Annotated in this window: 23 protein-coding genes; 3 read left to right on the forward strand and 20 right to left on the reverse strand. The window is 40.6% G+C overall.

The window, feature by feature from the left end:
* The first annotated feature begins 3 nt into the window (after positions 1-3).
* Positions 4-1,176, forward strand: coding sequence for an aminotransferase A (locus ASG46_RS13555; protein ID WP_007498694.1), 1,173 nt, complete (start codon positions 4-6; stop codon positions 1,174-1,176).
* 26 nt (positions 1,177-1,202) lie between these two features.
* Here the strand turns inward: ASG46_RS13555 and ASG46_RS13560 are convergent, their stop codons facing one another.
* Both ASG46_RS13560 and ASG46_RS13565 read right to left on the reverse strand, forming a co-directional pair.
* The gene (locus tag ASG46_RS13560; RefSeq protein ID WP_056704832.1) at positions 1,203-3,029 is read right to left on the reverse strand and encodes a PAS domain-containing sensor histidine kinase; all 1,827 of its coding nucleotides are present in this window, start codon (positions 3,027-3,029) and stop codon (positions 1,203-1,205) included.
* A gap of 156 nt (positions 3,030-3,185) precedes the next feature.
* Positions 3,186-5,312 carry a peptidoglycan D,D-transpeptidase FtsI family protein gene (locus tag ASG46_RS13565; protein WP_045035143.1) on the reverse strand — a complete coding sequence of 709 codons (2,127 nt, stop codon included), beginning with the start codon at positions 5,310-5,312 and terminating at the stop codon, positions 3,186-3,188.
* Positions 5,313-5,648: 336 nt separating this feature from the next.
* Between ASG46_RS13565 and ASG46_RS13570 the strand changes: the two genes are divergently transcribed.
* On the forward strand, positions 5,649-6,446 hold the full coding sequence (locus ASG46_RS13570; RefSeq protein ID WP_007498701.1) for a CAP domain-containing protein: 798 nt from the start codon (positions 5,649-5,651) through the stop codon (positions 6,444-6,446).
* 114 nt (positions 6,447-6,560) lie between these two features.
* Here the strand turns inward: ASG46_RS13570 and ASG46_RS13575 are convergent, their stop codons facing one another.
* The 16 genes from ASG46_RS13575 to ASG46_RS13650 all read right to left on the reverse strand — a co-directional run bounded on the left by ASG46_RS13575 (position 6,561) and on the right by ASG46_RS13650 (position 24,950).
* Positions 6,561-7,433: an NAD(P)-dependent oxidoreductase gene (locus ASG46_RS13575; RefSeq protein WP_056704834.1), complete on the reverse strand. Its 873-nt coding sequence runs from the start codon at positions 7,431-7,433 to the stop codon at positions 6,561-6,563.
* A gap of 13 nt (positions 7,434-7,446) precedes the next feature.
* Positions 7,447-8,232 (reverse strand): SDR family oxidoreductase, encoded by a 786-nt coding sequence (locus ASG46_RS13580; protein ID WP_056704837.1) that lies wholly within the window; start codon positions 8,230-8,232, stop codon positions 7,447-7,449.
* Between the two features lie 76 nt (positions 8,233-8,308).
* Positions 8,309-10,270, reverse strand: coding sequence for a methyl-accepting chemotaxis protein (locus ASG46_RS13585; protein ID WP_056704839.1), 1,962 nt, complete (start codon positions 10,268-10,270; stop codon positions 8,309-8,311).
* 115 nt (positions 10,271-10,385) lie between these two features.
* Positions 10,386-11,414, reverse strand: coding sequence for a spore photoproduct lyase (gene splB, locus ASG46_RS13590; protein WP_007498710.1), 1,029 nt, complete (start codon positions 11,412-11,414; stop codon positions 10,386-10,388).
* Positions 11,415-11,494: 80 nt separating this feature from the next.
* Positions 11,495-11,722 carry a transcriptional regulator SplA domain-containing protein gene (locus ASG46_RS13595; protein ID WP_008361179.1) on the reverse strand — a complete coding sequence of 76 codons (228 nt, stop codon included), beginning with the start codon at positions 11,720-11,722 and terminating at the stop codon, positions 11,495-11,497.
* A 114-nt stretch (positions 11,723-11,836) separates the two neighbouring features.
* Positions 11,837-13,555, reverse strand: a complete 1,719-nt coding sequence (gene ptsP / locus ASG46_RS13600) for a phosphoenolpyruvate--protein phosphotransferase (protein ID WP_008348058.1) — start codon at positions 13,553-13,555, stop codon at positions 11,837-11,839.
* Positions 13,555-13,821, reverse strand: coding sequence for a phosphocarrier protein HPr (locus ASG46_RS13605; protein WP_003211078.1), 267 nt, complete (start codon positions 13,819-13,821; stop codon positions 13,555-13,557). Before ASG46_RS13605 ends, ptsP begins: the two co-directional genes overlap by 1 nt.
* A 93-nt stretch (positions 13,822-13,914) precedes the next feature.
* Positions 13,915-16,014 carry a glucose-specific PTS transporter subunit IIBC gene (gene ptsG, locus ASG46_RS13610; RefSeq protein WP_024719659.1) on the reverse strand — a complete coding sequence of 700 codons (2,100 nt, stop codon included), beginning with the start codon at positions 16,012-16,014 and terminating at the stop codon, positions 13,915-13,917.
* A gap of 202 nt (positions 16,015-16,216) precedes the next feature.
* Positions 16,217-17,071, reverse strand: coding sequence for a glucose PTS transporter transcription antiterminator GlcT (gene glcT / locus ASG46_RS13615; protein ID WP_017359435.1), 855 nt, complete (start codon positions 17,069-17,071; stop codon positions 16,217-16,219).
* Positions 17,072-17,126: 55 nt separating this feature from the next.
* The gene (locus tag ASG46_RS13620; RefSeq protein WP_056704841.1) at positions 17,127-18,116 is read right to left on the reverse strand and encodes a LacI family DNA-binding transcriptional regulator; all 990 of its coding nucleotides are present in this window, start codon (positions 18,114-18,116) and stop codon (positions 17,127-17,129) included.
* Between the two features lie 292 nt (positions 18,117-18,408).
* Entirely contained in the window at positions 18,409-19,503 is a 1,095-nt protein-coding gene (locus ASG46_RS13625; RefSeq protein ID WP_007498720.1) for a M24 family metallopeptidase, read from the reverse strand.
* Positions 19,504-19,607: 104 nt separating this feature from the next.
* A complete protein-coding gene (locus ASG46_RS13630) occupies positions 19,608-21,527 on the reverse strand; it encodes a heavy metal translocating P-type ATPase (protein WP_056704843.1) in 1,920 nt (639 codons plus the stop codon).
* Positions 21,528-21,822: 295 nt separating this feature from the next.
* Complete coding sequence (gene stoA, locus ASG46_RS13635) at positions 21,823-22,311, reverse strand: endospore biogenesis thiol-disulfide oxidoreductase StoA (protein WP_008348077.1); 489 nt, start codon at positions 22,309-22,311, stop codon at positions 21,823-21,825.
* A 54-nt stretch (positions 22,312-22,365) separates the two neighbouring features.
* Complete coding sequence (locus tag ASG46_RS13640) at positions 22,366-23,682, reverse strand: polysaccharide biosynthesis protein (protein WP_017359440.1); 1,317 nt, start codon at positions 23,680-23,682, stop codon at positions 22,366-22,368.
* Between the two features lie 113 nt (positions 23,683-23,795).
* Complete coding sequence (locus tag ASG46_RS13645; RefSeq protein ID WP_056704845.1) at positions 23,796-24,449, reverse strand: cell wall hydrolase; 654 nt, start codon at positions 24,447-24,449, stop codon at positions 23,796-23,798.
* 306 nt (positions 24,450-24,755) lie between these two features.
* Positions 24,756-24,950, reverse strand: coding sequence for a hypothetical protein (locus tag ASG46_RS13650; protein ID WP_056704847.1), 195 nt, complete (start codon positions 24,948-24,950; stop codon positions 24,756-24,758).
* Positions 24,951-25,117: 167 nt separating this feature from the next.
* On the opposite strand from ASG46_RS13650, the gene ASG46_RS13655 reads away from it, so the two are divergent.
* Positions 25,118-25,306 carry a YkvS family protein gene (locus tag ASG46_RS13655; protein WP_003211747.1) on the forward strand — a complete coding sequence of 63 codons (189 nt, stop codon included), beginning with the start codon at positions 25,118-25,120 and terminating at the stop codon, positions 25,304-25,306.
* Positions 25,307-25,430: 124 nt separating this feature from the next.
* Here the strand turns inward: ASG46_RS13655 and ASG46_RS13660 are convergent, their stop codons facing one another.
* The gene (locus tag ASG46_RS13660; RefSeq protein ID WP_056704849.1) at positions 25,431-25,649 is read right to left on the reverse strand and encodes a hypothetical protein; all 219 of its coding nucleotides are present in this window, start codon (positions 25,647-25,649) and stop codon (positions 25,431-25,433) included.
* A gap of 258 nt (positions 25,650-25,907) precedes the next feature.
* The gene (gene queF / locus ASG46_RS13665; RefSeq protein ID WP_003211403.1) at positions 25,908-26,405 is read right to left on the reverse strand and encodes a preQ(1) synthase; all 498 of its coding nucleotides are present in this window, start codon (positions 26,403-26,405) and stop codon (positions 25,908-25,910) included.
* Between the last annotated feature and the right edge of the window lie 5 nt (positions 26,406-26,410).

Raw genomic sequence — 26,410 nt, forward strand, 5'->3', positions numbered from 1 at the left:
GAAATGGAGCATTTGCTGAATCCAAGAGTAAAGGATATTGAAATTTCAGGCATTCGAACATTTTCAAATCTCGTATCTTCATATGAGGATGTCGTTTCATTGACCATAGGTCAGCCCGATTTTTATACGCCGCATCATGTCAAAACAGCTGCCAAAACAGCCATTGACGAGAATTTCACCTCATATACTCATAATGCTGGATTTTTAGAGCTAAGACAAGCAATCCAGCAGTACATCAAAAAGAAAGTCCATCTTGATTATGATGCAGAGACAGAAATCATTGTGACAACAGGTGCGAGTCAAGCAATTGATGCTGCGTTTCGAACCATTTTGACTGAAGGCGATGAGGTCATCCTGCCCGGCCCTGTGTACCCTGGCTATGAACCGATCATTCGGATGTGCGGTGCGGTGCCCGTGCATATCGACACAACAAATGCCGGTTTTAAATTAAATGCCAAGCTGATTGAAGATGCATTAACGGAAAAGACAAAGTGTGTTGTCCTTCCATACCCTTCAAATCCAACTGGGGTCACGCTATTAGAAGAAGAATTGAAAGAAATTGCACAGCTTCTTGAAGGAAAGGATATTTTTATTCTATCTGATGAAATTTATAGTGAGTTGACATTTGATCGTCCGCATCATTCCATTGCTTCTTTCTTAAAGGAACAGACGATTGTCATCAATGGACTGTCAAAGTCTCATAGCATGACCGGATGGAGAATCGGCTTTTTATTTGCTTCCGCTCCTATTGCTAAACATGTATTAAAAGTACATCAATATAACGTGTCTTGTGCCTCGGCTATCTCACAAAAGGCGGCACTTGAAGCAGTGACAAATGGTGTGGATGATGCACTGATCATGAGAGAGCAATATAAGAAAAGACTCGACTATGTATATGATCGACTCATTTCTATGGGGCTTCCGGTCATTAAGCCTTCCGGCGCTTTTTATATTTTCCCTTCCATTGAATCGTTTGGGATGAGTTCATTTGATTTTTGCATGGAGTTGTTAGAAAGTACAAGACTTGCGGTCGTACCTGGTTCTGCTTTCTCTTCACTCGGAGAAGGATATGTGCGCCTTTCCTATGCATATTCACTTGAAACGTTAAAAGAAGGACTTGACCGTCTCGAACAATTTGTTCTTGAAAAGCGTTCCATACAATCAATAGACGGATGAAACAACGGCTCTCTTGCCGTTGTTTTTTATTTTGCGGGAAACATGATGTGAAACACAGTCCCTTTCTCTGGGTCGCTATCTACCCGGATGGTTCCGTTGTGATTTTCTAAAATATTAAATGTCACCATGAGCCCAAGTCCTGTTCCCTTTTCTTTTGTTGTTAAAAAAGGTTCACCGATCCGCTTCATGACCGATTCAGGAATACCAATTCCTTCATCTCTAATCGTGACAAGTATTCCTTCTTTTTCGGCTTTGGCGGTAATGTCTACCTTCCCTCCGTCCGGCATGGATTCGACGGCATTTTTGATTAAATTGATAAACACTTGCTTCAGCTGGTTTTGATCCCCATTCATCAGAAGATCCTCCTCGATATCACTTGTGTTCATCAAAATTCCATTTAAGTTGGCCTGTGTCTCTAACAGAGCGGTGACTTCGCTAATGATTTTTTTCAAATCAAGCGTCTGCATGGATGCCGTTTGCTGCGGCTTCGCAAGCATTAGTAGCTCACTTAAGATGATTTCAATCCGGCTCAGCTCAGAGAAGACAATTTCAAAATATTGATCACGGTCTTTTGTTTTTGGTTTAATGAGCTGTAAAAAGCCCTTAATCGCCGTCAGTGGATTCCTTATTTCATGTGCAATGCCTGCTGCCAATTGACCTGCGATTGATAATTTTTCAGAGCGCAGCATGAGTTCCTCTGTCTGTTTTCGTTCAGATATATCTCTTAAAATAATTTGAACGGCTGTTTCACCAAAAAATGTAGTTGGAATACAAACCATTTCTGTATAAATCAACCGGTGTTTAAACGTATGGCAGCTCATCGTCACAATCTCAGAATCTGATGCTCTTTCGATAATACGTGATAAGCTCTTTTTGACTTTTTGCTGATCACATGAATGGATTTGATGAAAGATATCTTTTCCGATTAATTTATCGTAATGTTCTGCTTCAAATAATTTAATACCTGATTCATTCATAAATACCCATTTATGATCGTGGATGACGGCAATCGTATCAATCGAATTTTGGATAAGCAGCTGATACCGCTCTCTGCTTTTCTGAAGAACGGTTTGAAATTTTTTACGGGAAGAGATGTCCACTAATAGTAAAAGTTCTGCCCGTTGATTTTGATAAATTGCCGGAGATGACTTCACTTCAATGTGAATTGTACTCCCGTCTTTCCTTTTCCATATTTGTTCAATCATTCCGACTGGAAGGCCTTGCTGCAGTCTTTTGATTCGGCTTCTCACAATGTCATGATACTCCTCGGCAATAAAATCAAACGCAGACTTGCCGATCATTTCATCTTTTGTACATACACCCATTAATTGCAGCATCGCATCGTTGGCATACACAATTTTTCCAAGCGCCGTAATACATAACGGATTTGGCAGCATGGCAATCAGATTTTCAGCTTCACTGACATCTTGGAAAGCCGGTAGACTGCCTAACGACTGTTCTGACACTTCTGTTGGTTGAAATGCTGCTTTTTGAGGCTCTGTATTCATTACCCTCATTTTCAGGATCATTTCTCTACTTAAATCGTTGTCTAACCCATCACAAGCAACAAAATCAATGCTTGCTTCTACCCATACAGCTGTAAGATCACTTCTAAGCAGTCTAAAGTGGCAAATCTCTAGCATGTGCTGATTATAGAAATAACTTTCGACGAGAAATTGATCTTCGGTATGAACAAAGTCTTTCAAAAAACACCCTAGTAAATCCTTTTGTTCATAGAGCAAAAGCTGCTTACAATTGGAAGAAATGTAGAGAAAGCGGCCATTAGAAGAAAGAACGGCATGTAAATCAATATTCGAGTACAGCTGATTCGAATCTTTCATTTTTTGTTCCATCGTCGTCCGACCCTCCTTTAATTTTTTTAGGGTTGTCCTTAGTTTGATGTATAAAAAGGATTCGCTAGAAAAACCGTATTTTCCTCCCAATCTCGTGTGAAACGTCCATATTTTCAGCAAAAAGGGAGCACTTTCTCTTGCTGTGCTCCCTGCTGTTTATTGCTTTTCATATTTCTTTTGTAATTCAACGTACTTATCAACAATTTTACTTGGAATGGTTTTAATGACAGGATCTTTATCTGATACATACGGTGTGACGACACTAAATGCCACTTTCGGATTGGAAGAAGGATAATATCCTCCAAAGGTTAAATTGTACGTGGCATTCCCCCACCAGCTCCGGTTGGCACCATAGTAGAAGGTTTGGGCTGTACCCGTTTTCCCTGCGACATCATGCTGACCGAACCGGCCAGCGGCAGTCCCGCCTGTTGATGTGACCATTTTTAGTCCCATTTTGACGCGGTCGATATCTGCTTTCGAGTTGTTAATGGTGTTCAGCACCTTCGGCTCATATTTCTTCACAACAGGACCTACTTCTTCCTTATTCGTTGGGAAGTGAACACTTTTCACCACTCTTGGCTGAATACGGTTACCTCCATTTGCGATGGTCGACATGTATTGTGCGACTTGAAGTGGTGTATACGTGTCATACTGGCCAATCGCTTCATCAAGTAAGAGTCCGCCGACTGTCTTAGGATGCGTCTGCATTCCGCTTGATTCCTGCGGCAAATCGATGCCTGTTTTTACGCCAAGACCGAATTGAGCATAGTAGTTTCTCATTTTTTGTAAGTGTTCAGGTCTTGCTGGTAACGGGCCATCCTTTTGATAGGTGATCCCTGCCATTCTCATCGCTACTTGGAACATGTAAACGTTGGAACTCTTTTGGAGTGCCTGAAGGTCGTTAACCCATCCAAGAACTTTGTAAGACTGTTTCGGCTTTCCTCCACTTCCCGCAAAATACAGCGGTGTATCCATATAGGATTGGTTGTGTGACATGCCATCTTGATAACCAGAGAGGACAGTAGCTCCTTTGACAACAGAGCCCATTTCATACTGTGTCGTAAATGTTCCGATCGCATAATCTGTGACGTCTCTTCCGTCCATTTTCTTCCCTGACATCGCGAGAACATCACCTGTGTTAGGGTCCATCATCACAACAAAGGCACGGTCCATCATATAGTTTCTTGCACTAGCGGATCTTAGCTCTGATTCAACGATTTTGTCGACTTCCTTTTGCAGCTCCATATCAAATGTGAGTGCAAGGTCAAGTCCTCTTCGTCCTTCTGTCCGCTTGATTTCATCAAGCAGTTTTCCGCCGACCTGTGTATATTGAACAGTTGCTTTTTCTGGATTGAGAAAATCCTCATATTGATATTCTAAATAACTTTTTCCTACTCGGTCATTTCTCGAGTAACCTCTTGCCATATAGTAATCTTCACGCTCTTTTATAATGCCTTGCTCTGGGGTGGTGACACCGCCAAGAACATTATAAAGGGTTTTTTCATACGGATATTTCCTTGTCCAGTCATTGATGACATTTACACCAGGCAGTTCATCAAGATGCTCTGATACTAGTGAGATCTCTTCGTATGTCAAACTTACGGATGATGTCTGTTTTGATTCTTTTGTTTCATCAAGCAACGCAACTTTTTCGTCCCCTTTTTTCTCTTCGTTCGGGTCCATTGCTTTCACGATTTGAGGTTCAAAGGCATATCCGCCTGTAAACCTGCGATAGATCGCTGCAACTGCTTTTTCCTCTGCATCTTTTTCGATCGCCTTGATTTCTTTCTTAGGCACACGCTCTACTTGAAGAGGATAGACATCTTTTGCTTTAAGATTCTTTTGCTCTGCTTTTGAAATGAGCTTATCCGCTTCTTTCGGATGGCTTGCCAGCCAAAAATCTCGAATGTCACGCTCTCTCAAAAAATCTGTATCCATTTTTATATAAGTCGCAAGTTTTCTTGCTACTTTAATCTTATCCTCCGCTTTCACACCGCTTTCTGATGTATAAACGATGGCAGGTACACTTTCGTTATCAACAACGACTCTTCCTCTCGCGTCATACATTTTTCCTCTTGGAGACGGGTATGATGCTGTTTTGACCTCAGTTCGGTTGGCTTGCTTTTTATAATCCTCACCATTGACGATTTGCAGCACACCGAGCTTGATGACAAGTCCAGCAAATAAACTAAATACAGCGAAGAAAAAGAGATTAATTCTCCAGGCGTTCCGGCGCTTCATTTTTTTCTGCTCGGCAGCACCTTGATGCTGTTTCTCTCCCACTTATGTAGCTCCTCTCATCCTTTCAATCTTTTACAATTACCACTCATTATTGTAACACTTTTGTAATAGTTGTTACAGCGAAACAAGTGAAAAAAAGCTGTCAATCCCTATTCTGCAAAAAAATATACTAACACTTTAAAATATTGGTATGTTTATGTCGTTTTCTTTAAATAGAAAGATTCTCCATTCATTGATATGAGGAGATTCTTTCTATGACTTTAACAAAAATGACAAATGGGCGTTGTCAATGGAGGATGCTGGTACGTTTATAACAAAAAGTCCATGTTATGATTTTCTGTGAGAAAACAAAACAAAGATTTTAGGAGGAGTTACAAAATGAAAAAGAAATCATTCATTTTTTCAGCGCTGACAGCTGCTGCATTGATCACGTTCACTGGAGGGCATTCAGCTGATGCGAAAGAGCTTAACCTGAAACAAGTCATAAACGTACAGCATCAAGCCATTGATCTTCATACATTAGCTGCAAAATTACATATCTCTTCAGATGTAAACAAGCTAAGCACTTCAAATCAAAAAGAGATCGAAGCTCTATTAAACAAGCTGATCAAAAGTGGTCAACCTGTTACTGGAACAAAAGTGGTGAAAGAAGTAAACAAAGCAAAAAATGAGCAAAAACAAGAATCAGTGAAAAAACCAGCTGCTTCTAAACCAAGCACACCAGCAAAAGAAAACACAACGAACAACAGCTCAAAATCTGATCAAAAAGACACAACTGCAACAAAAGCAGACAGCAGCTTAAATGCATTTGAACAAGAAGTGGTTGAGCTGACAAATAAAGAGCGTGCAAAACAAGGCTTAAAAGCTCTTTCTGTTGATTCTAAATTAAGCAAATCTGCTCGCGCTAAATCACAAGATATGAAAGATAAAAACTATTTCTCTCATACAAGCCCAACTTACGGATCTCCATTTGATCAAATGAAGCAATTTGGTATCACGTACAAAACAGCAGGTGAAAACATTGCGCAAGGTCAAAGATCACCTCAAGAAGTAGTAACAGCTTGGATGAACAGTGAAGGTCACAGAGCGAACATTTTAAACAAAAACTATACACATATCGGTGTAGGTTATGTGAAATCTGGTAACTACTGGACGCAGCAATTCATCGGAAAATAAGATCAAAAAAACCTGTCTCTATTTGGGACAGGTTTTTAGTTTGTCTTCTTTTTTTAGCCATGTGAGGGCTTGTTTACACGCTACAAACTGTTCCACCTAGGCGGGGCAGTTTTTTTATTTCACCCATAATTTATAGATGCTTTGTGTTCCGCTGTTTTCTTCGCCCTGTTCGCTGAGTTTTTCATATAATGACTTCGCTAGTGAAAGGCCTGGCATCTCTTCTCCCATCAGCTCTGCTTCTTCAAGTGCAATGCCCATATCCTTGATAAAATGCTTCACATAAAATCCTGGCTCGAAATCACCTTTCAGCATTCTTGGTGCAAGGTTTGACAAAGACCAGCTGCCGGCTGCTCCTGTTGTAATGCTTTTAAGTACCTGCTCTGGATCAAGTCCTGATTTTTCAGCATAGGCCATTGCCTCAGCCACACCTACCATCCCTGCTGCGATAGCAATTTGGTTACACATTTTTGTATGCTGACCACTTCCTGCAGGTCCTTGATATTGAATATTTTCTCCCATTTGCTGAAATAGCGGCAGGCACGCTTCATAGGCTGCTTTTTCTCCGCCAATCATAATGGCCAGCGTGCCGTTTTGGGCTCCAACGTCTCCGCCAGAGACCGGCGCATCTAATGCAAATAGTCCTTTTTCCTTCGCTTTCGCTTCAATTTCTTTTGCCAGCTGAGGTTTCGATGTGGTCATATCAATGAGGTATGTACCAGGTGCAGCATGTGCCACGAGTCCATCTTCTCCTAAATAGACTTCTTCTACATCTGATGGATACCCGACCATTGTGATGACGGCATCTGCCTCCTTTGCGATCTCCTTTACGGTCGATTTCCAAAGAGCACCTTTTTGAACCAATGTGTCTGCCTTTGCTTTTGTTCTTGTATAAACGAGAACTTCGTAGCCAGCATTCATTAAATGCCCTGCCATACTACGTCCCATTACACCGATTCCAATAAAACCAACTGTTTTGATTTGTGCCATCAAGAATTCCTCCTTATAGAGACTTCGTCAATCCACCATCAATGATGAGGGTTTGACCTGTCATATATGTATTGGCTTCAGATAAAAGAAAAGCCGCATATGCTGCAAATTCCTCTGGCTGTCCGTAACGGCCCAGCGGAATCATACGTTCAGCTTGTGCTTTGATCTCTTCAACCGATTGTTGCTCCTCTTGTGCACGGTGTTTGTCCAACTGTTTCACACGCTCTGTCTCAATTTTCCCCGGGGCTAAGGTATTGATCAAAATACCATCTTTGGCAAGCTCCTGGGCAGCTGTTTTTGTCCAGCCGGTAATGGCCGGTCTAAATGTATTCGACAGCATCAAGCCTGGGATCGGTTCTTTGACCGACATAGATGCAATATTCAACACTCGTGCACCTTGTTTTTTTAAATACGGCAAGGCTTCTTTTAATAACCGAATATAGCTGAGTAAATGAAGCTGAAATGATTCCATCCAATCTTCATCCGTTAAGGTTTCAAGTGTTCCTGTTTGAGGACCGCCTGTATTGTTCACTAGTATATCAAGGCGTTTTTCATCACCTGCTGCTGCGACGACAAGCGCTTTAATTTGCTCGGCGTCAGATACATCACATACTTGATAAGTCAGCTTCCCTTTTACAAGCGGGGAGAATTCTTTGACCGCTTCTTGCAGCGTGTGCTCATGTCTTCCCGAGAGCATCACATCTGCTCCCTCTTTTGCAAGATGAAAGGCAATGGCTTTACCGATACCTTGACTGCTTGCAGCGACCAATGCTTTTTTTCCAGATAGATTAACATGCATGTTGGCACCCTCCTCTGTTCATATTTTATCATACAAAAAGAACCTTGCTCACATGGCAAGGTTCTTTTCTGCAAGATTATAGTTTAAACCGATTGACTGCCTGACGCAGTGCCTGACTTGATTCGTTCAACATTTCTGTTGAAGTTTTCGTTCTTTCTAAAGCTTGTACTTGTTCGTCTGTGGAAGCATGTACTTCCTCAGCTGAAGCGGCGGATTCTTGTGAAATGGCCGCTATACTTTGAATGGAATCATTCATTTTCTGTTGTTCTTCAGTCATTTCATTGATTTGTGTATGAATGCTGTCAATGGAGCCGACAAGTGCCTGCATTTCCATTGTGATACTGCTGAGTGCCTCTCCTGTTGAATTGATGGCATCACCTTGTTCTTCATTCATTTTGCTTGCTGCTGTCATCGCTTCAGCTGCCTTTTTCGATTCATCTTGAATGAGTTTTACGGTTTCACTAATATGTTTCGTTGATTCTGCAGATTGTTCAGCCAGCTTTCTGACTTCTTCTGCAACAACAGCAAATCCTCTTCCGCTTTCTCCTGCTCTCGCTGCTTCAATACTTGCATTCAGTGCGAGTAAATTCGTTTGATCTGAGATTTCAGAGATCGCTGTTACGACGTTTTCAATATTTTTCGTTTTATGCTCAAGGTCAAGCAGCATTTGCTCTACCTTCTTCGATTCTTCATTCGCTTGTGTTGATTTTTGGACGAGCAGACCAAGAGCATCAAGTCCTCTATAGCTTGCATCTTCCGATGATTTTGAGTTGGTTTGCATTTGCGTGGCAAGCTCACCCATATGACGAACTTTTTCATACAAATGCTCTGATTTTTCATTAATGGTTTCCGCTTCTGATGCTTGTTTCGTCGCTCCTACAGCGACCTCTTGAATAGCCGTTGCAATCTGTTCACTAGATAGCAAGGTCTCGTTTGAAATTTGTGTCACTTCATCCGTTGATTTCACAACCTGATCTGAAGACTCTTTCACTTTTTCAATTAAATCCCTGATGCCTTCAGTCATTTGATTAAAGCTTTTCGTGAGGAAACCTATCTCATCCTGAGACTTCGACTCAAGCGAGCTGGTTAAATCGCCTTCAGACACTTTACGAACATGCTCGATGAGGCGTTTAATTGGTGTTGTAATGCTTCTAGCCAATAAGTAGCTTAGAATCATGGCAAGTATAATGGCAATGACAGATATGATGATACTTGTCTGATTCATTTGTTCAGTGATCCAAAGAAGTTTCTTTTTCTCGAAGCTAACACCTATTGTCCAGTTAGCTGCTTTAATTTTGGAGATGACAGTCAACTGTTTGTCATCATCAATACCAGAATTGTCGATCGCTGTTTTCACAGAAGCAACTTTTGAGATATTTTTTCCTTGCTCTGTTGGATGTGCCAAAATAGTCCCTGTACCATCAACTAAGAACGCCGTCCCCATATAAGGAATCTTTTGTTCATTTATAAAGGACTGAATGGAAGCCAGTTTCAAGTCAAGTCCAGCGACACCGACTACTTTCCCGTTTCGTACGATCGCCTTCGTGGCTGAAACGACCATTTCATTTGTTGCTTTATCAATGTACGGATCTGTCCATAGGACTTCGTCAGGCTTTTCAGCCGCTTGAATATACCAGTCTCGTTTAGACGGATCATACCCTTCACCAAAATCGGACTCCGGGAAAGCGAACATTTTACCATCACTTGTTCCTATATAGGCAAGCGAGATGAGTTCATCCTGCTCCTGCAATCCTTTTAATTCATCGTTTTCAAATGCCAATGTCTGTTTTGTTTGTTTCTGTGCAAAATCTTCAGTAAGTGTACTTGTTGCCAATTTGTTAATCGTATCACCGTAATTCTCAAGCTTTAGTGCTATGATGTCTCTCATGCTTTCTGCCGTTGCTGCTGTCGTTGTTTTCGCATCTCGTTCAATCAGTGGTCTTAATACTAAATTGGAACCCACTTGAACTGCGACAACGGTTAAAATTAAAATAACTGAGATGAAAACAGCTATTCTCACTTGAAGTTTCTTAAACATCTCATCACCCCTACATCCTACTTTCGCATCTTAATGTGTATATCGGCAAAATTGGTACCGCATTCAATAGTTGTAAGAAAATTTAAATAGAAAAAACAAGCCATAATGACTTGTTTTAAGTAAAATATTCAATTTTTGCAGACGGAAAGTACTGTTCGATATATGATTCTAATGTCTGTCTAAGTTCTTGTTCTTCATCTTTTTGATAGATATATTTTCCAATTCCGTATCTACCCCACTTATATCTTCTCTTTTCTTCATCTAGTTCTAGTTTTGTTTTTGGATAGTTTTTTTGGATGACACGCTTCGCCGGTTTTGTAAAACGGTGCTGAATCATTTCAAAGGTGATATCTTGTCTCACTTCTTCAGGAAGAGCTGCATCGAGTTTTTCAAATAGGACTTTATAGCCCTCTTGCCACCCTTCATGAATGTAAATAGGGGCAATAATAAAGCCAAGTGGATAGCCTGCTTTCGCTACCTTTACAGCCGCTTCAATCCGCTGATCGAGTGGTGATGTTCCAGGTTCGAAATATTTAATGACATAATCGGCATTGATACTAAAGCGGAATCTTGTTCGTCCATTGTGTTTTGCATCTAACAAATGGTCTACATGATGAAATTTCGTAACAAAGCGTAGTTTGCCAAGATCGGTTTGACCAAAGTATTCAATCGCTCGTTTGAGTGTGTGAGTCAAATGGTCAATTCCGACGATATCAGATGTACACGAGGCTTCAAATCGCGTGATATCAGGCGCACGCTCGTTCATGTACTGTTCAGCCTGATCTAATATCTCTTCTACATTGACATATGTGCGAATGTACGGCTTACTCCCCATAGTCGTTTGCAGGTAGCAATAATGGCAATGCCCCATGCATCCTGTCGCAAACGGAATGGCATACTCTGCAGATGGTTTAGATGTATCAAATTTTAAAGTTTTTCTCACACCGATAACGAGCGTCGACTTTGCATTACGGTACTTTTGCAAATCATTTTTCCCCGGAATATTTCTCACTTGGTTGTGTGAGGTTGTTTCTCTAATTTCAATTCCCATGCCTTCAAACTTTTCTTTCAGCTCTTGTCCTAATGGGTACTCTAGCGCCCGAGGTTCAATATACACAAGCTGGGGAACGAACGGTTTGATCATAATTAGCACATCCTTACCTTATAGGTTCATATCGTTACTTTAACCTCTCAGGATGGCTTCTATCCTTTCTAAAATCTCCCTTATTCAAACAGATCTTGATAAAGGGCTTCTGCTTCTTCGTATGTTGGAAATACGGCATCATCAGGGGCTAATGGGTGATATGTTTCAAGTAGAAATAGCGCAAGCTCTTGCTCATTATAAGGGTGTGAAACGATTTCCGCTTCTTTAATTTGTGCGACATTGGCTGCATGTGGATTTCGATAAATGACATATACTTGATCACCTGGCTTATAGTTAGAGAAAGACAAACTGGTCACCTCCATTTTTTTATTTTAGGATGCCCTTCTCTGCAAGCGATATGACTGATTATGATAAAATTCGACAAAAAAACCAGACAGTTTGACCTGTCTGGTTTACATCACCTAGTTATGTTGAAACGTTTTTTTCACGAAATCAACCACTTCTTCAGTTGTGCTCAGTGATAAGATATGCTCTTTAAATGATGCAGCTTCTTCCTTAGAAAGCTTGCTTAACTGCGTTCTTGCTGGAAGAATCGATGTTGCGCTCATTGAAAATTCATCTAATCCTAATCCAAGTAGGAGCGGGATTGCGATTTCATCTCCTGCCATCTCACCGCACATGCCAACCCATTTACCTTCTTTATGCGCTGCTTCAATCACAAGCGTTATGAGGCGTAAAATAGCTGGATTGTATGGCTGGTAAAGATAAGACACTCGTTCGTTCATTCGATCAGCAGCCATTGTGTATTGAATCAAATCATTTGTTCCAATACTGAAGAAATCTACTTCTTTTGCAAATTGATCTGCGATAACAGCTGTTGATGGAATTTCTACCATCATTCCGATTTCAATGGAATCAGATACTTCTGTACCAGCAGCAACCAATGCTTCTTTTTCTTCAAGTAAAATAGCTTTTGCTTCTCTAAATTCTGATAACGTCGCGATCATAGGGAACATGATTTTCAAGTTTCCATATGTACTTGCACGAAGTAACGCGCGTAGCTGTGTTCTGAAAATCTCCTGCTCTTCAAGGCAAAGGCGGATCGCTCTATAGCCAAGGAACGGGTTCATTTCTTTTGGAAGCTGCAAGTAAGGAAGTTCTTTATCGCCACCAATATCTAGTGTGCGGACAACCACAGCCTTGCCTTCCATCTTCTCTAAAACGGTTTTATACGCATCGAACTGCTCTTCTTCTGTTGGGAGCTGATCTCTGCCCATGTATAAAAATTCTGTACGGTACAATCCAACTGCTTCGCCGCCATTTTCAAGTACACCTTTCACATCTTCAGGTGTTCCAATATTCGCAGCTAACTCTACGTGAACGCCGTCTTTTGTGACCGTTGGTTGGTCAACAAGTTTCGCCCATTCCGCTTTTTGAGCTAAGTAGTCTTCATGCTTTTTTTGATACGCTTTCACTTCATCTTCAGAAGGCTGAATGATGACGTCTCCGCTAATACCATCCACAATGATTAGATCATTGTTTTTCACTGTTTTTGTTGCTTCTTTTGTTCCAACAACAGCTGGAATCTCCATTGATCTTGCCATAATCGCTGAGTGAGAAGTACGACCGCCGATATCTGTCGCAAAACCTTTGACGAATTGTCTGTTCAGCTGAGCTGTATCAGAAGGTGTTAAATCTTCAGCAATGATAATGACTTCTTCAGAAATCATACTTGGGTTTGGAATGTCAACGCCTAGCAAATGACCAGTGACACGTTTTGTAACGTCGCGAATATCCGCTGCACGTTCTTTCATGTATTCATTGTCCATTGCTTCAAACATTGTAACAAACATTGTTGCTGTTTCTTTTAAAGCAAATTCAGCATTTACTTTATCCGATGTGATTTTATCCTTTACTGGGTTGAGCAGCTCTGGATCACTTAACACAAGAAGGTGTGCAGAAAAGATATCTGCTTTGTCTTGGCCAAGCTCTTTTAGCGCATGTTCTTTAATTGCTTCAAGTTCTTGTTTAGAAACATGAATTGCTTCTTCAAAACGCTTCACTTCTGTCTCTGGATCGTTGATGTCTTTTTGGTGAACTGTTAAATCTGGTTCTTCCAGACGATATGCTTTTGCAATCGCAACGCCTGCTGAAGCACCGATTCCTTTCAGTTGTTGCATTACTCGCCTAGGCCTTCACTTTTCATTGTGTCTTTAAGTGCAGCAAGTGCATCATTTTCATCAGAACCAGAAGCAGAGATAGTGATTGTAGCACCTTTCGCAATTCCTAGAGACATTACACCCATAATAGATTTCAGGTTCACTGTTTTACCATTATATTCTAAGTTGATATCAGCATCATATTTACTAGCAGTTTGTACAAGAACTGTTGCAGGACGTGCGTGAATTCCAGAATCTGCAGTTACTTTGAATGTTTGTTGAGCCATTTTTATCAATCTCCTTTTTATACATTTCATACATCCACAATATTATATCATACTGCCGAGCTTGTCATCTAACAAGAACGGCAGTTATGAAAATTATTTTGAAATTTTCATGATGTTTTCTTGGCCAGCTTTGATTTCACCGGATTCTTGAAGGTCAATAAATTGTCCTTCACTTAAGTTTGTAAATACAATTGGTGTCATTAAAGATGGTACTTCTGACTTAATTTTATCAATATCAACCTCTAAAAGTTTTTGACCGATTTCTACTTGGTCTCCCTCTTGTACAAATGCTTCAAATCCTTCTCCTTTGAGGCTGACTGTATCAATCCCGAAGTGAATCAAGATTTCAAGTCCACCATCAGACTGGAGGCCGATGGCGTGTTTTGTTGGGAACACATTTAAGATTTTTCCTCTTACTGGTGAAACCACTGTTCCCTCTTTTGGCAAGATAGCAAAACCGTCACCCATCATTTTCCCTGAGAATACTTGATCTGGCACATCTGTAATTGGATGCAGCTCCCCTGTAATTGGTGAAGCAAACGTTTCTTCCCCTTGTTCGTTTTGAAGCGGTTTTGCAATGACTTCTTCAACCTGCTGACTGACTTCTTCTTTTGCAGAAGGGTCTTTCGCTGGTCGAGGTGTGCGCCCTGCAATAATGTCTTGCATTTGTGTTTTTAAATTATCAGAGCGTGGTCCAAAGATGGCCTGGATGTTATTCCCTACTTCAAGGACACCTGAAGCGCCAAGCTTTTTCAAGCGGTCTTTATCCACTTTTTTCTGATCATTTACAGTGACACGTAAACGCGTAATACAAGCATCTAGGTGTTTAATGTTTTCTTGGTCACCCATTGCTTCAAGAATTTCATAAGGTAAGTCATCGCCTTTTCCAGATTGAGCGCTACTTGCACCGTCAGCTGCTTCATCTTCTCGTCCTGGCGTTTTCAGATTAAACTTGCGAATCGCAAATCTGAATCCGAAGTAGTAAATGACAGCCAGTACGAGACCGACTGGAATAACAAGCCACCAAGCGGTTCTATTCGGCAGGATACCAAATAGGAAGAAGTCGATTAACCCTCCTGAGAAGGTCATCCCGATTTTCACGTTTAGAATATCCATTATCATAAAGGATAATCCAGCAAATACACAGTGAATCGCAAATAATATCGGTGCAACAAACAAGAATGAGAATTCAAGCGGTTCAGTGATCCCTGTTAGGAAAGAAGTAAGGGCCGCTGACCCCATAATTCCTGCTACAAGTTTTTTATTCTTAGGTTTTGCTTCATGGTAAATCGCAAGTGCTGCTGCTGGAAGTCCAAACATCATGAACGGATATTTCCCTGTCATGAATGTCCCGGCTGTCAGCTGAACACCATCTTTGATTTGCGCCATGAAAATACGCTGGTCACCACGGATAATATCTCCTGATAAGCTCTTATAGCTAAAAAATTCATACCAGAATGGTGCGTAGAATATGTGGTGCAGACCAAACGGAATTAATGAGCGTTCAATGACACCGAATACAAAGGCAGCTAGCGGCTCATTCGCTGCAAGCAGTCCAGTTGAAAATGAGTTCAATGCACCTTGGATTGGCGGCCAAATGACGAGCATCAAAAGCCCTAAAATAAGTGCTGAAATCGACGTAACGATTGGAACAAAACGCTTACCAGCAAAGAAGCCAAGATATTGCGGGAGCTCAATTTTGTAAAATTTATTAAACATATAAGCGGCTAATACCCCGACAATAATCCCGCCAAAAACGCCGGTAGACAAGGTCGGTATGCCGAGCATATTCACATACGCTGGATGACTTTCCTTAAAGAACTTAGCCAATTTGATTGAATCGGATGGAATGGAACCGTTGGCCATTAATACGGCACTCATCGTTACGTTCATGACAAGGTAACCGATGATCGCGGCAATCCCTGCCACACCGTCTCCATTGGCAAGACCGATGGCAACCCCTACAGCAAATAAGAGTGGAAGATTCGAGAAGACAATATTCCCCGCATTCTCCATAACACTAGCAACAAGCTGAATTGTATCATTGCTTAAAAATTGAGCGACATCAATCAGCTGCGGATTTTGCATCGCATTTCCGAGTGCTAGTAAAATACCAGCAGCAGGAAGGATCGCAACTGGAAGCATAAGTGCTCGTCCAATTTTTTGCAACACACCAAAAAGTGATTTAAACACTGGTTGAACCTCCTTTTGTTTTCGCTTACAACATGCATTTCAATTACACACTGACGTACATTTCATAATTAACCGTTTACATTTCACTTTCAGAACACAAAAAAGACATGGTGATATAAGGTTGCGCAAATAACAGGATCTTATCCTGTATTTACCTTAAGTCACTCATGCCTGATCGAATCAGTTACACGTTTCAAGGAAACTATGAAATTTTATTCGTCAATCTGTACAGGTGAAGTGTCAAATAGACAGCTTCGGCATCTTGTACAGGCTTTTTCAATGCATGTTGCAAAATTTTGATCATTTTCCAAGCAGTATTGTAGCATAAAGGATATTCATTTTTCAATAGATGAAGCAACTTTTCTGGCTCCTCTAATGATTCTTCCCGTTTAATACGCTCAATCGAAAACGTAATATGGCGCAGTAAGCGTAAATAATGAATACTTTCTCTATCTACTTTCATATGAAATGCATCTTCTATGACTTGGACCATTTGTGTCATGAGCTGCGAATGACGGTTGACCTCGGATAAAGGCCGGTTCGTTAAAGCAGAGTGAATGTGGAGCGCAATAAAGCCAATCTCTCCTTCGGGCAGCTTTGTTTCAACATCTGGCCGCGCATTTATCAGTTCCACGACTTCCTTTGCGACCTCGTATTCTTTCGGGTATAAGGATTTCGTTTCAAGCATAAAAGGATTGGTGATATCATAGCCTTGCTTAACTCGCTTAAAACTAAAGGCAATATGATCTGTTAGTGCAATATGAATATGCTCATTTAAACGATGCCCCATTTTTTCTCGTATATGATAAATGACGTCATTGGCAAGCTCAATCATGTCCTCATTAATGTGGTGCAGCAATTGTTTGTATTCTGTTTGCTCTTTTGTATTCTTTAACACAAACATTTTCTCAAATGCCGCTTGATCGAGAACGTCACCCGATTTTTTCCCAAAGCCGATCCCTTTATCAATCAGGACCACTTCGCCTAAAGAAGGGTGTTTTGCGATGATGACATTATTATTTAACGCTTTATCAACGGTGAAGGATTCCATGAACATCCCCACCTCCTTCTTATTCAATCCTTCTTATCGTACAAAACAGATGAAACGTGCGTCAACGATTGTTTTTCAAAATAGTCGTTGTGCGCTCAACGAGTCGATATGACAAAACCCTTTTTTCTGGTGCCTCACCTTGTAACACTCGATTAAACAAGTCAAATGCTTCCTGCCCCATTTGTTTGAGAGGAATGTCTATACTAGAAATCCCCAATGCTTCACTCAATTGATCGTTTTGAAAACCAAGTATGGCTGGTGATTCACCAACGTTTATTTGGTGACGCTGTGCTTCTAGTAAAAAACCTGCTGAGACATCATCGTTTGTAATCAGTAAGGCTGTCGGACGATTTTTCATCTCTTTCCATTCTGTAAATAATTGCTTGCCATCAAAAATGGTCAGTTTTCCTTCAATGACCCATTCATCATCAATGTCCTGCCCAAGCGACCGCATCATTTCTTGATAAGTCTGAATGCGAACTTGGCTGTTCTCCCCTTCTGTTCTAGCAAGAACGATTGCGATTCGCTCATGACCGCATGCCGCTAAGTGTTCAAGCCCTTCCTTAAAAGCCTGATCATGCGCAATCGATACCGATGAACATGTATCATGCGGAGTAGGATGACAAAAGATAATAGGACCAGATTCCTGCCACTTTAAAATGTCTCGATCACTTAACGCATTTGAGCAAAAGATTAAACCATCTACACGCTGCTCTTTTAAGCTCATTAATGCTTCTTTTTCCTTGAATGGGTCATATCCTGTTTGAAACAAGGCAAAATGCATTCCGCACTCCTGTGCTTTCTCTGCAATCCCTGTGACAATTCCGCTGAAATAGGAGTGATCAATTGTCGGAAGTACAATTCCAAGCATATTGGAATAGCCCTTTGCTAAATGTACTGCCTGAATATTACGTGTATATTTGAGCTCTTTCATCGCACTAAGTACGCGCTCTCGCTTTTCTTCTTTGACATAAGGATGATCATTCATCACTCGTGATACGGTGGTAACAGATACACCCGCTCTTTTCGCAATATCCCTTATGTTAGGCATTTTTTCTCCTACTTTCTCTTGATATGGTAAGCGTTTCATACTTTAAGATGTATGTGAGCTGAACAAATCACTGGGTGGAAAGGGGAATTCAAGATGGGTATTATCATATGGATCATATTATGTTTGACTATTTTGTTTTCTGCTCGATTCGCACTACATCCTTTAGGAAAAGAACATAAAATCAAGCCGTTTCAATCAATTGATGATTTTTTTGTTGATAAGGATCGCAAAGAGTGACAAAAAAATCACGATGACGCTCCCAATACTTGGACGTTCATCGTGATTTTTTTCATTACTTGATGATCGTCAACTCTTTTGGATAATTGGTTAAGGTGACTGGGCCATCTTTTGTAATGAGAACATCGTCTTCAATTCTAACCCCGCCGACTCCTGGTACATAAATACCCGGCTCGATCGTATAGACCATCCCTTCTTTTAGAAGGTCATCATTTGCTTGACTCATAGAAGGGAACTCATGAACAGAAACCCCGAGTCCATGCCCTAGACGATGCGGGAAGTATTCGCCATATCCTGCTTCTGCGATCAGCCCTCTTGCTTTTAAGTCAAGGTCACCAATTCTCACACCCGGCTGGCTCATATCAAGTGCTGCCAATTCGGCTTTCAAGACGGTGTTGTAAATATCCTTTTGTTGTTCAGACGCTTCTTGATAGATGAAGGTTCTTGTAATATCTGAACAATAGCCATCCACAATCACGCCGAGGTCAAATAAAACAAAATCACCTTTTTTCAAGGCTGCCTGCCCCGGATTTCCATGAGGTTCTCCTGATTTTTCTCCGAATAGTACCATGGTTGAAAAGGACATGCCCTGAATGCCTTTTTTCTTCAGTTCATATTCGATGACAGCAAGAACTTCGGTTTCCGTCACCCCTTCTTTTAAAGCATGAACCCCAATTTTGACGCCTTCATCTGCCAATTGAGCAGCTTTTTTCAATGTTTCAATTTCAGCTTCGTCTTTAATTAGTCTTAGCTGATTGAGCACATCTTCTGCCCGGACAAATGTTTCTGCCCCAGTGACAGCTTGAAGCTGCTCTGCTCTTTGCAAAGGAATGGATTCTTTTTCAATCGCTAGGCGAGTCGCTTTTACTCCTCGTTTTTCTAGTGCCTTTTGTATGAAATCAAAGGGGTTTTCATGGTCTTCATATCCAATGAGATCTCCAGCCCATCCCGCATTTTTTGCTTGCTCAACTTCCATCTTAGGCAAAATGAAAAATGGATCTGCTTCCTGAAAAACAAACAGCCCCATCACTCTTTCATGCGGCTCTGTAAAGTATCCAGATAGATAGAATACATTCTCCTTTGTATGTATAAATGCACCTTGAATGTCTTTTTTCTTAAGCCAAGAAGACAAGTTTTTCATTCGATTCATCGTGATCCTCCTCACACGTTTGACTACTGATCTATTGTATCAGTTTTCACTGTATTTCGCACAAAAGCGCACTGACCTAAAGCCAGTGCGCTTTTGTGATTTGCTTAAGAAGCACGAAGCAAACGAAGTCCGTTTAAAATAACCAAAATCGTACTGCCTTCATGCCCAATGACACCAAAAGGTAAATCAAGAACTTGTAAGAAATTCGCACAGATTAACAAACAAATAACAGTTAATGAAAAGATGATGTTTTGTTTAATGATTCGGTTCATCTTTCTTGAAAGACGGATCATCTTTGTCAAGTTGTTTAAGTTATTTTTCATTAAAATGAGATCTGCTGTTTCTAAAGCAACATCTGTGCCTCCGCCCATTGCGACGCCAACATCTGCTGTGGCGAGTGCAGGTGCATCATTGATTCCATCTCCGACCATAATGATCGAATCACCTTGTTTTTTCAGTTGATTGACTTCGTGTACCTTTTCATCTGGAAGACATTCAGCGACAACGGTTTGGATGCCTGCTTCCTCTGCAATCGCTTCAGCTGTTTTTTGCTGATCCCCTGTGAGCATGACGGTTTGGATGCCTAAATCATTCAGCTCCTGAATCATTTTTTTGGCTTCAGGTCTGATTTGATCCTTCAAACCGAGACAGCCGACAACTTCTTGATTTTTTTGAACATAGACAACTGTATATCCTTTGGATGAAAGAACATCACCATTCTCTTCAATGTCACGATCCATTGAAGCTTTTCCGGCAAAATCTTTCTTCCCAATCCGCCATGTGTCCTCATTTAATTGTGCTTCCACACCAAAACCTGATGTTTCTTCAATGGTTACGTGGGCTGACCGCCCTGTATGATGCTCTTTTGCCATATCAGAAATGGCTTTAGCTAATGGATGGTTTGACTGACTTTCAATTTGATAGAGCGCTTGATAAAAGGTCGATTCATCCTGCCCTTTTGCCAAGACCACTTTTTCAACAGCTGGTTTTCCACTTGTAATCGTACCCGTTTTATCAAATGCAATCATCGTACTTGTGCCCAGTTTTTCTAAAAAGACACTTCCTTTTACAAGCATACCGTTTCTTGCACCGTTTGAGATGAGTGAAAGAGCTGCTGGCATAATTGAGGCAACAAGTGCACAAGGCGAAGCAACCACCATAAACACCATCGCACGGTAAAACGTTTCACTCATGCTCCAGCCAAGTACAAAATGAGGCAGGAACATTAAAATCGCCACAGTGATGAGCACACCTTTTACATATGCACCTTCAAATTTTTCAATAAATGCTTGGCTTGGCGATACACTTTCTTGTGCAGATTCCACAAGCTTAATGATTTTATGAAAAAGTGTTTCTTCATTATGTTTTGTTACTTCTACTGTTAATGAACCATTTAAATTCACTGTTCCTGCAAACACATCTTCCCCTTGCCCTTTTTCCTGAGGCACCGATTCACCCGTTAAGGCAGATTCGTCTACACTTGTTCTTCCGCTCATGATCACACCATCTGCTGCAATTCGTTCGCCCGCTTTGATTAAAATACGGTCGCCTGGTGTAAGTGAAGAAGCAGCGATTTGGATGGTGGTGCCATCTTCTTCAATTAAAGTGGCTTCATCTGGAGCGATACTCATTAAAGCCGTTAAGTCTTTTTTACTTTTATTTGACGTATACGTTTCTAGCGCACCGCTAAGCGAAAAAATAAAAATTAAAATGGCGCCCTCTGCCCAGTAGCCAATGATCGCTGAGCCTATCGCAGCAAATATCATTAAGAGTTCTACATTTAATGTCTTGGATGAAATGGTTTCTTCAATTCCTTCCTTTGCCTTTGCAAAACCACCAATAACAAAAGCAAGAATGAAAAGAGGAATACTCCACATCGTTTCATCCTTTAGAAACCATCCAATCAAGATGAGAATCCCCGAAATGCCTGCTGCGATTAATTCTCCGTGCTGTGCCCATTTTTGAAAGAGCAAGTTAGATCCCTTTTGATCTGTCGTTTGATAAAGTGCTGTATTCTCATTCATGATTACTTTCTCCTCTCTAATTGATAATGATTTTCACATTATCAATCGTTGCCCGTTCCGTTTATCATCTATATTTTCTGCTATTTCAAGCTTTTTATAGGTCTGTAACTCATTATAACAGGTTCTGATCAATTTTCAATTAATAATTATTATAATTTCTTTTTGATAATAATTATCATTATTAGCACCCGACATTTCTTCCTCTTTCTGAGCACATTTTATTCATCTGAAAGGTAATTGAACACAAAAAAGAACCAACGGATCGACCATTGGTTCTTTACAGAAAGCTTGTGTTCTAAGAATTTGTCCACTCTTTGATTTGTTTTTTCGTCAGCGGACCTACATGGTTTTTGACCACTTCACCCTTTTCATTGATGAAAAAAGTCGTCGGGATCGTAATGATTTGGTATTTCTTCATCATTTCGCCGTGCTCATCGAGAACGATCGGAAATGTAAACTTTCTGTCTTTCACAAATTGGGCAACAGCATGCTTGCTTTGCTCAGCACCAAGTAAATTAACAGTCAGTATGTCTACATCACTTTGATTTTCTTTCACAATCTGTTCAAAGGCTGGAAGCTCCATTTTGCAGGATGGGCACCACGTTGTCCAAAAATGCAGAATGGTCCGCTTCCCTTTCACCGGGATCACCTGCGTTTCACCTGTTAATGTAGGAGCTTCTATCCTCGGCGCCATGACAGGCTCTTTTGCTTCAGCCTCTATGTTCATCAGAAATAAAAGAAGGGTCATCATGAGAAGACTGGCGGGTAGATATTTACGATTCATCAGCATCTTCCTTCCTGATTTTCCTATAGCTTGCCCGCTAGCTGCACATGACATTCAAGCTTTTTTCAATGTAAGAAACATGGAGACGCCGAGTTCCTTGCAAATCGTCGCATAATGCAAAGCCGTTAATAGCAGCATCCCCGTGTTCATTCCTAAGATAACACCCATCATATTTAAGGATTCGATGGATCCTAGGAAATACACCATAGAGAACGACACCACGTGCACCCATATATTATGTAGGAACACATCTTTAATAAGACCCATACCAATTAAGCAAGCTTGAAACGGCATCACGAACAGGTGGCATAAGAAGTAAGGCCATAGCAGCTGCAAGTAAACGGCTGCTTGAGGTGAGTCAAAAAAGAGCTGCGTGAGCGGATAAGCGAAATAATACATGATCATCACGGCTGGCACCCCATATCCAAACGTAATGAGAATCGCTTGTCTGACACGTTTTTTCACGAGATCATACTGCCCCAAGGCATAGGCTTCTGATACATTCGGAATCATCACAATCATAATGGAATGAGCGATAAACGCCGGAAAAAAACCGATCGACATCGCTACGCCAGCAAGCATTCCGTAATGATCTACAGCAAGCGTACCAGAAATGCCCGCTGCAACGAGGGCTCCTTTGATTAAAAACGGTTCAATCGCATTGGCAATGGCATGAAAGATACGCATACCTGTTGTCGGAATGGAGACCGCTAACAAACGTTTTCTGACGTCAATCCCTCTTAACTCAACCGATCTGACATTCACAGCATTTTTCGCCATGACGTATTGGGAATATAAATAGATAAAGACGACGAGATCACTTGCAACAATCACACCAATCGCGATAAGCACCGCTGTTTCAATATCAAACGAATACCAATGAAAAAACAAAAACAAACAGATAAGCTGGATTGTTTTTTTCAGCATATTGGCTAGAGCAATTCTGCCCATTTGCTGCTTGCCCATAAAATAGCCGCGTGCAATGGAAGTAAATGCGATGATCGGAATAAGTGACAGAACCAAGCCCTTCATCAGCGGATGATACGATTGAAATACAGGAATGAAAGGCAGTACAATGGCTGCTATTGCCGTTGTTGTGCATGTCACCACAAGCGTCATTTTAAATGCATGGCGAAGCATACTTTTATGAAGCCGCTCATGCGATTCTGCAATGAATTTAGAAATGGAGACTGGCAGCTCTAAGCTGGCGATCACAAGCACAAGCATGATGATGGGAAGGATGCTCATATATAAACCCATTCCATGTTCTCCAAGCTCTCTCGCTAAAATCATATTGACTAAAAACTCGATACACTCAGCAATGAAAGCTGCGACAGATAGCAGAATGACCCCTTTTACAAATCGATTCATGTAGCCTCCCCTTGTCTAAAAGCAAATTCTTTTCACATTCTATGAGACAAGTCCTGAAAATATTTTAATAATTGAAGACAAAAAAACAGCGACTGATTGATCGCTGCTTTTCTTTACACTGCAAACACGTGACGGCCAATGCGTTCTACAATTTTACGAGAACGAATCCAGTTATCTGTCGCCGTTTTTGGATTATAAAAATAAATCGCCTTTGTTGTTCTGTCATCTTCTTTGACAACCTGCTTCACAGCTTTTACGGAATCCTGGTCTGCCTTATCATTGATACTTCCATTTGATACGGGCTGGAAGGCATTTCGCTGATAAATCACGCCTCTGACACTGTCAGGAAAAGAGCGGTGTTCCACGCGGTTTAAGACGACGCTTGCTACAGCTTTTTTCCCTGCGTAAGATTCACCTTTTGCTTCAGCATGTACCAACCGAGAAAGCAAGTCCATTTCTTCATTAGAATAGTGTGATTGATTTCTTGAGCTTGCTGGCTTTGCCGTTTCCTTTTTCTTCGGCCTCGGTTTTGATGCCTTTTCCTCTGTTGATGTGCTTAGCATTTTCACTTTCGGCTGATGTTTCTCCTCTGAAAACGCAGGAATCACGGTATGCTTATTATCTTGATCTATATATGAAAGCTGATGCTTTACAGGTGCTTGTTCAAGTTTCTGACTTAATGTGCCTTCTTGCTCTTGTATATTGTCCATCTTGATCGCTGAGATGAGCATAAGGATGGCAAAAAGAGCTGTATGAATTTTGATCATTCGCCTCATTCCTCCCTTAATTAATGTAGGCCGTAAGATACTTGTCCACTCTAACAAGAGCTTCTTCTATTTTCACGCACAAAGATTTTCATGCCTGTCCAAATTCCGTCATTAAATGGCATGTCCTAGTTGAAATACGCATGAACTGGTAATGTAAGCGTTTAATATAGTCTCTTTTTAGCCTATAATCATCCTTATGCTCCTGATTATGGGTTATTACATTTTCTTTTCATATGTATCAAGCTGGTTTGAAGTGTGACAAAAGAACCAAAATAAAAAGCTTTTTCTCATGAATGAGAAAAAGCTTTAGCTTCTTGCTTCTTTAAGATATTCAAAAATAACATCTCCACCATGCTTGGCGATTCCGCGAAAATGTTTAAAATCATCTTGATTGACCAATACAGAACGAAATGTTAAAAAATCATCCTTTTGAATGGTCACTTGTTTTTCAGTACCATCCCGTAATGATTCTAGTATTGTGTTGATGTGTTCTTCAGTCAAAAAAACCGCTCCTTTTCAGCCTTGATCAAATATTAAATATACCATTCGTTTTCAAAGCGTACAACGAAAACGAAAGAAAAACGTCTTTATCCTTTACATTGGTATGAAAATATTGCAAAATACTTTTTAATAGGGAATGAAATCTGTTTTTAAAGGAGAGGGATCGGTTGAAGATTGCAAAAATTGGGAATGTGATCGAATTTAGAAATGGTTTAACAGGTGTAGTTGAAAAAGTGAATGAAAACTCTGTTATTGTGGATGTCACCATTATGGACAACTATAGAGATTTAGAACTGGATTCACTAACAGTCGTTAATCATAAAAACTATAAAATCATCAAAGACTCCGTACATTAATTTGCAATCCTCAATTCAGACTACCGTTACATAAAGATATACACAGCAAAGCTGACTCGTGTGACAGCTCTGTTCTCTTTTGACAATCACATATGAAAAAGGCTGACAACCATATTAAGTGGCGTCAGTCTTTTTGCGCGTGAAAGGTTTGCATTTCCGCTTTTGTTTTGTACATATCAACTTCTTCAGGTGTTATCACGCCTTTATCAATTAAAAGGGCGATCACTCCAAGTAATGTGGAGGCACTCCATTTATATCGTTCTTTGTTTTGATGTTCAAGAATCTGAAGCTCTTCCCTCAATTCCATCAGCAGCTTCTCTGTTTTGTCTTCTTTGTTTGCCAATACAAACGCCTCCATTTTCATTCGCTCGTTTCAATTTTATCTTAAAGTAAATATATCAAGAATAAAAGCATGATACACCTTTACAAACATACGTTCTGTCGTGTATACTATACATACGAGCTGGTAGCCCCCAGCCGTCCTAGCAAGTTCTATTCCTATTGGTATGAGAAGAGTGACATGACTCTTCTCTTTTTTTATGTGTCATCATGATCTATTCCATAAAAAAAGACATGTCATCCACATGTCTTTTCTTATTTATTAGCGATTATCAATCGTTTCTGGATACATATCGTGATTCATCATACGATACGATGCCATCTCTTCATACTTCGTCCCAGGTTTTCCGTAGTTCGTATACGGATCAATTGAAATACCGCCTCTTGGTGTAAATTTGCCCCATACTTCGATATATCTTGGGTCCATTAATTCAATGAGGTCGTTCATGATAATATTCATACAATCCTCATGGAAGTCACCGTGGTTACGGAAGCTGAACAAATATAATTTTAATGATTTACTTTCGACCATGATTTCATTTGGGATGTAGCTGATATACACGGTCGCAAAATCTGGCTGCCCTGTTTGCGGGCAAAGTGATGTGAATTCTGGGCAGTTGAATTTCACAAAATAATCTCTATTCGTATGTTTATTCGGGAACGTTTCAAGCACTTGTGGTGCATAGTCAAACAAGTAATTGGTCCCTTGATTTCCTAGTAAAGTGACACCTTCTAATTCTTCTGGTTTTCTTGTCGTCATTTTGT

The organism is Bacillus sp. Leaf49, assembly GCF_001426125.1.
Classification (GTDB): Bacteria; Bacillota; Bacilli; order Bacillales; family Bacillaceae; genus Bacillus; species Bacillus altitudinis.

Coding starts and splice junctions, on each gene's coding strand:
- ASG46_RS13640 (WP_017359440.1), bottom strand. CDS start 23,682: ATGAATCGATTTGTAAAAGGGGTCATTCTGCTATCTGTCGCAGCTTTC.
- stoA (WP_008348077.1), bottom strand. CDS start 22,311: ATGAATCGTAAATATCTACCCGCCAGTCTTCTCATGATGACCCTTCTT.
- ASG46_RS13585 (WP_056704839.1), bottom strand. CDS start 10,270: ATGTTTAAGAAACTTCAAGTGAGAATAGCTGTTTTCATCTCAGTTATT.
- ASG46_RS13560 (WP_056704832.1), bottom strand. CDS start 3,029: ATGGAACAAAAAATGAAAGATTCGAATCAGCTGTACTCGAATATTGAT.
- ASG46_RS13555 (WP_007498694.1), top strand. CDS start 4: ATGGAGCATTTGCTGAATCCAAGAGTAAAGGATATTGAAATTTCAGGC.
- ASG46_RS13580 (WP_056704837.1), bottom strand. CDS start 8,232: ATGCATGTTAATCTATCTGGAAAAAAAGCATTGGTCGCTGCAAGCAGT.
- splB (WP_007498710.1), bottom strand. CDS start 11,414: ATGATCAAACCGTTCGTTCCCCAGCTTGTGTATATTGAACCTCGGGCG.
- ASG46_RS13630 (WP_056704843.1), bottom strand. CDS start 21,527: ATGAATGAGAATACAGCACTTTATCAAACGACAGATCAAAAGGGATCT.
- ASG46_RS13645 (WP_056704845.1), bottom strand. CDS start 24,449: ATGATCAAAATTCATACAGCTCTTTTTGCCATCCTTATGCTCATCTCA.
- ASG46_RS13620 (WP_056704841.1), bottom strand. CDS start 18,116: ATGCCTAACATAAGGGATATTGCGAAAAGAGCGGGTGTATCTGTTACC.
- ASG46_RS13575 (WP_056704834.1), bottom strand. CDS start 7,433: ATGGCACAAATCAAAACAGTTGGTTTTATTGGAATCGGTGTAATGGGA.
- ASG46_RS13605 (WP_003211078.1), bottom strand. CDS start 13,821: ATGGCTCAACAAACATTCAAAGTAACTGCAGATTCTGGAATTCACGCA.
- ASG46_RS13625 (WP_007498720.1), bottom strand. CDS start 19,503: ATGAATCGAATGAAAAACTTGTCTTCTTGGCTTAAGAAAAAAGACATT.
- glcT (WP_017359435.1), bottom strand. CDS start 17,071: ATGTTCATGGAATCCTTCACCGTTGATAAAGCGTTAAATAATAATGTC.
- ASG46_RS13570 (WP_007498701.1), top strand. CDS start 5,649: ATGAAAAAGAAATCATTCATTTTTTCAGCGCTGACAGCTGCTGCATTG.
- queF (WP_003211403.1), bottom strand. CDS start 26,405: ATGACGACAAGAAAACCAGAAGAATTAGAAGGTGTCACTTTACTAGGA.
- ptsP (WP_008348058.1), bottom strand. CDS start 13,555: ATGCAACAACTGAAAGGAATCGGTGCTTCAGCAGGCGTTGCGATTGCA.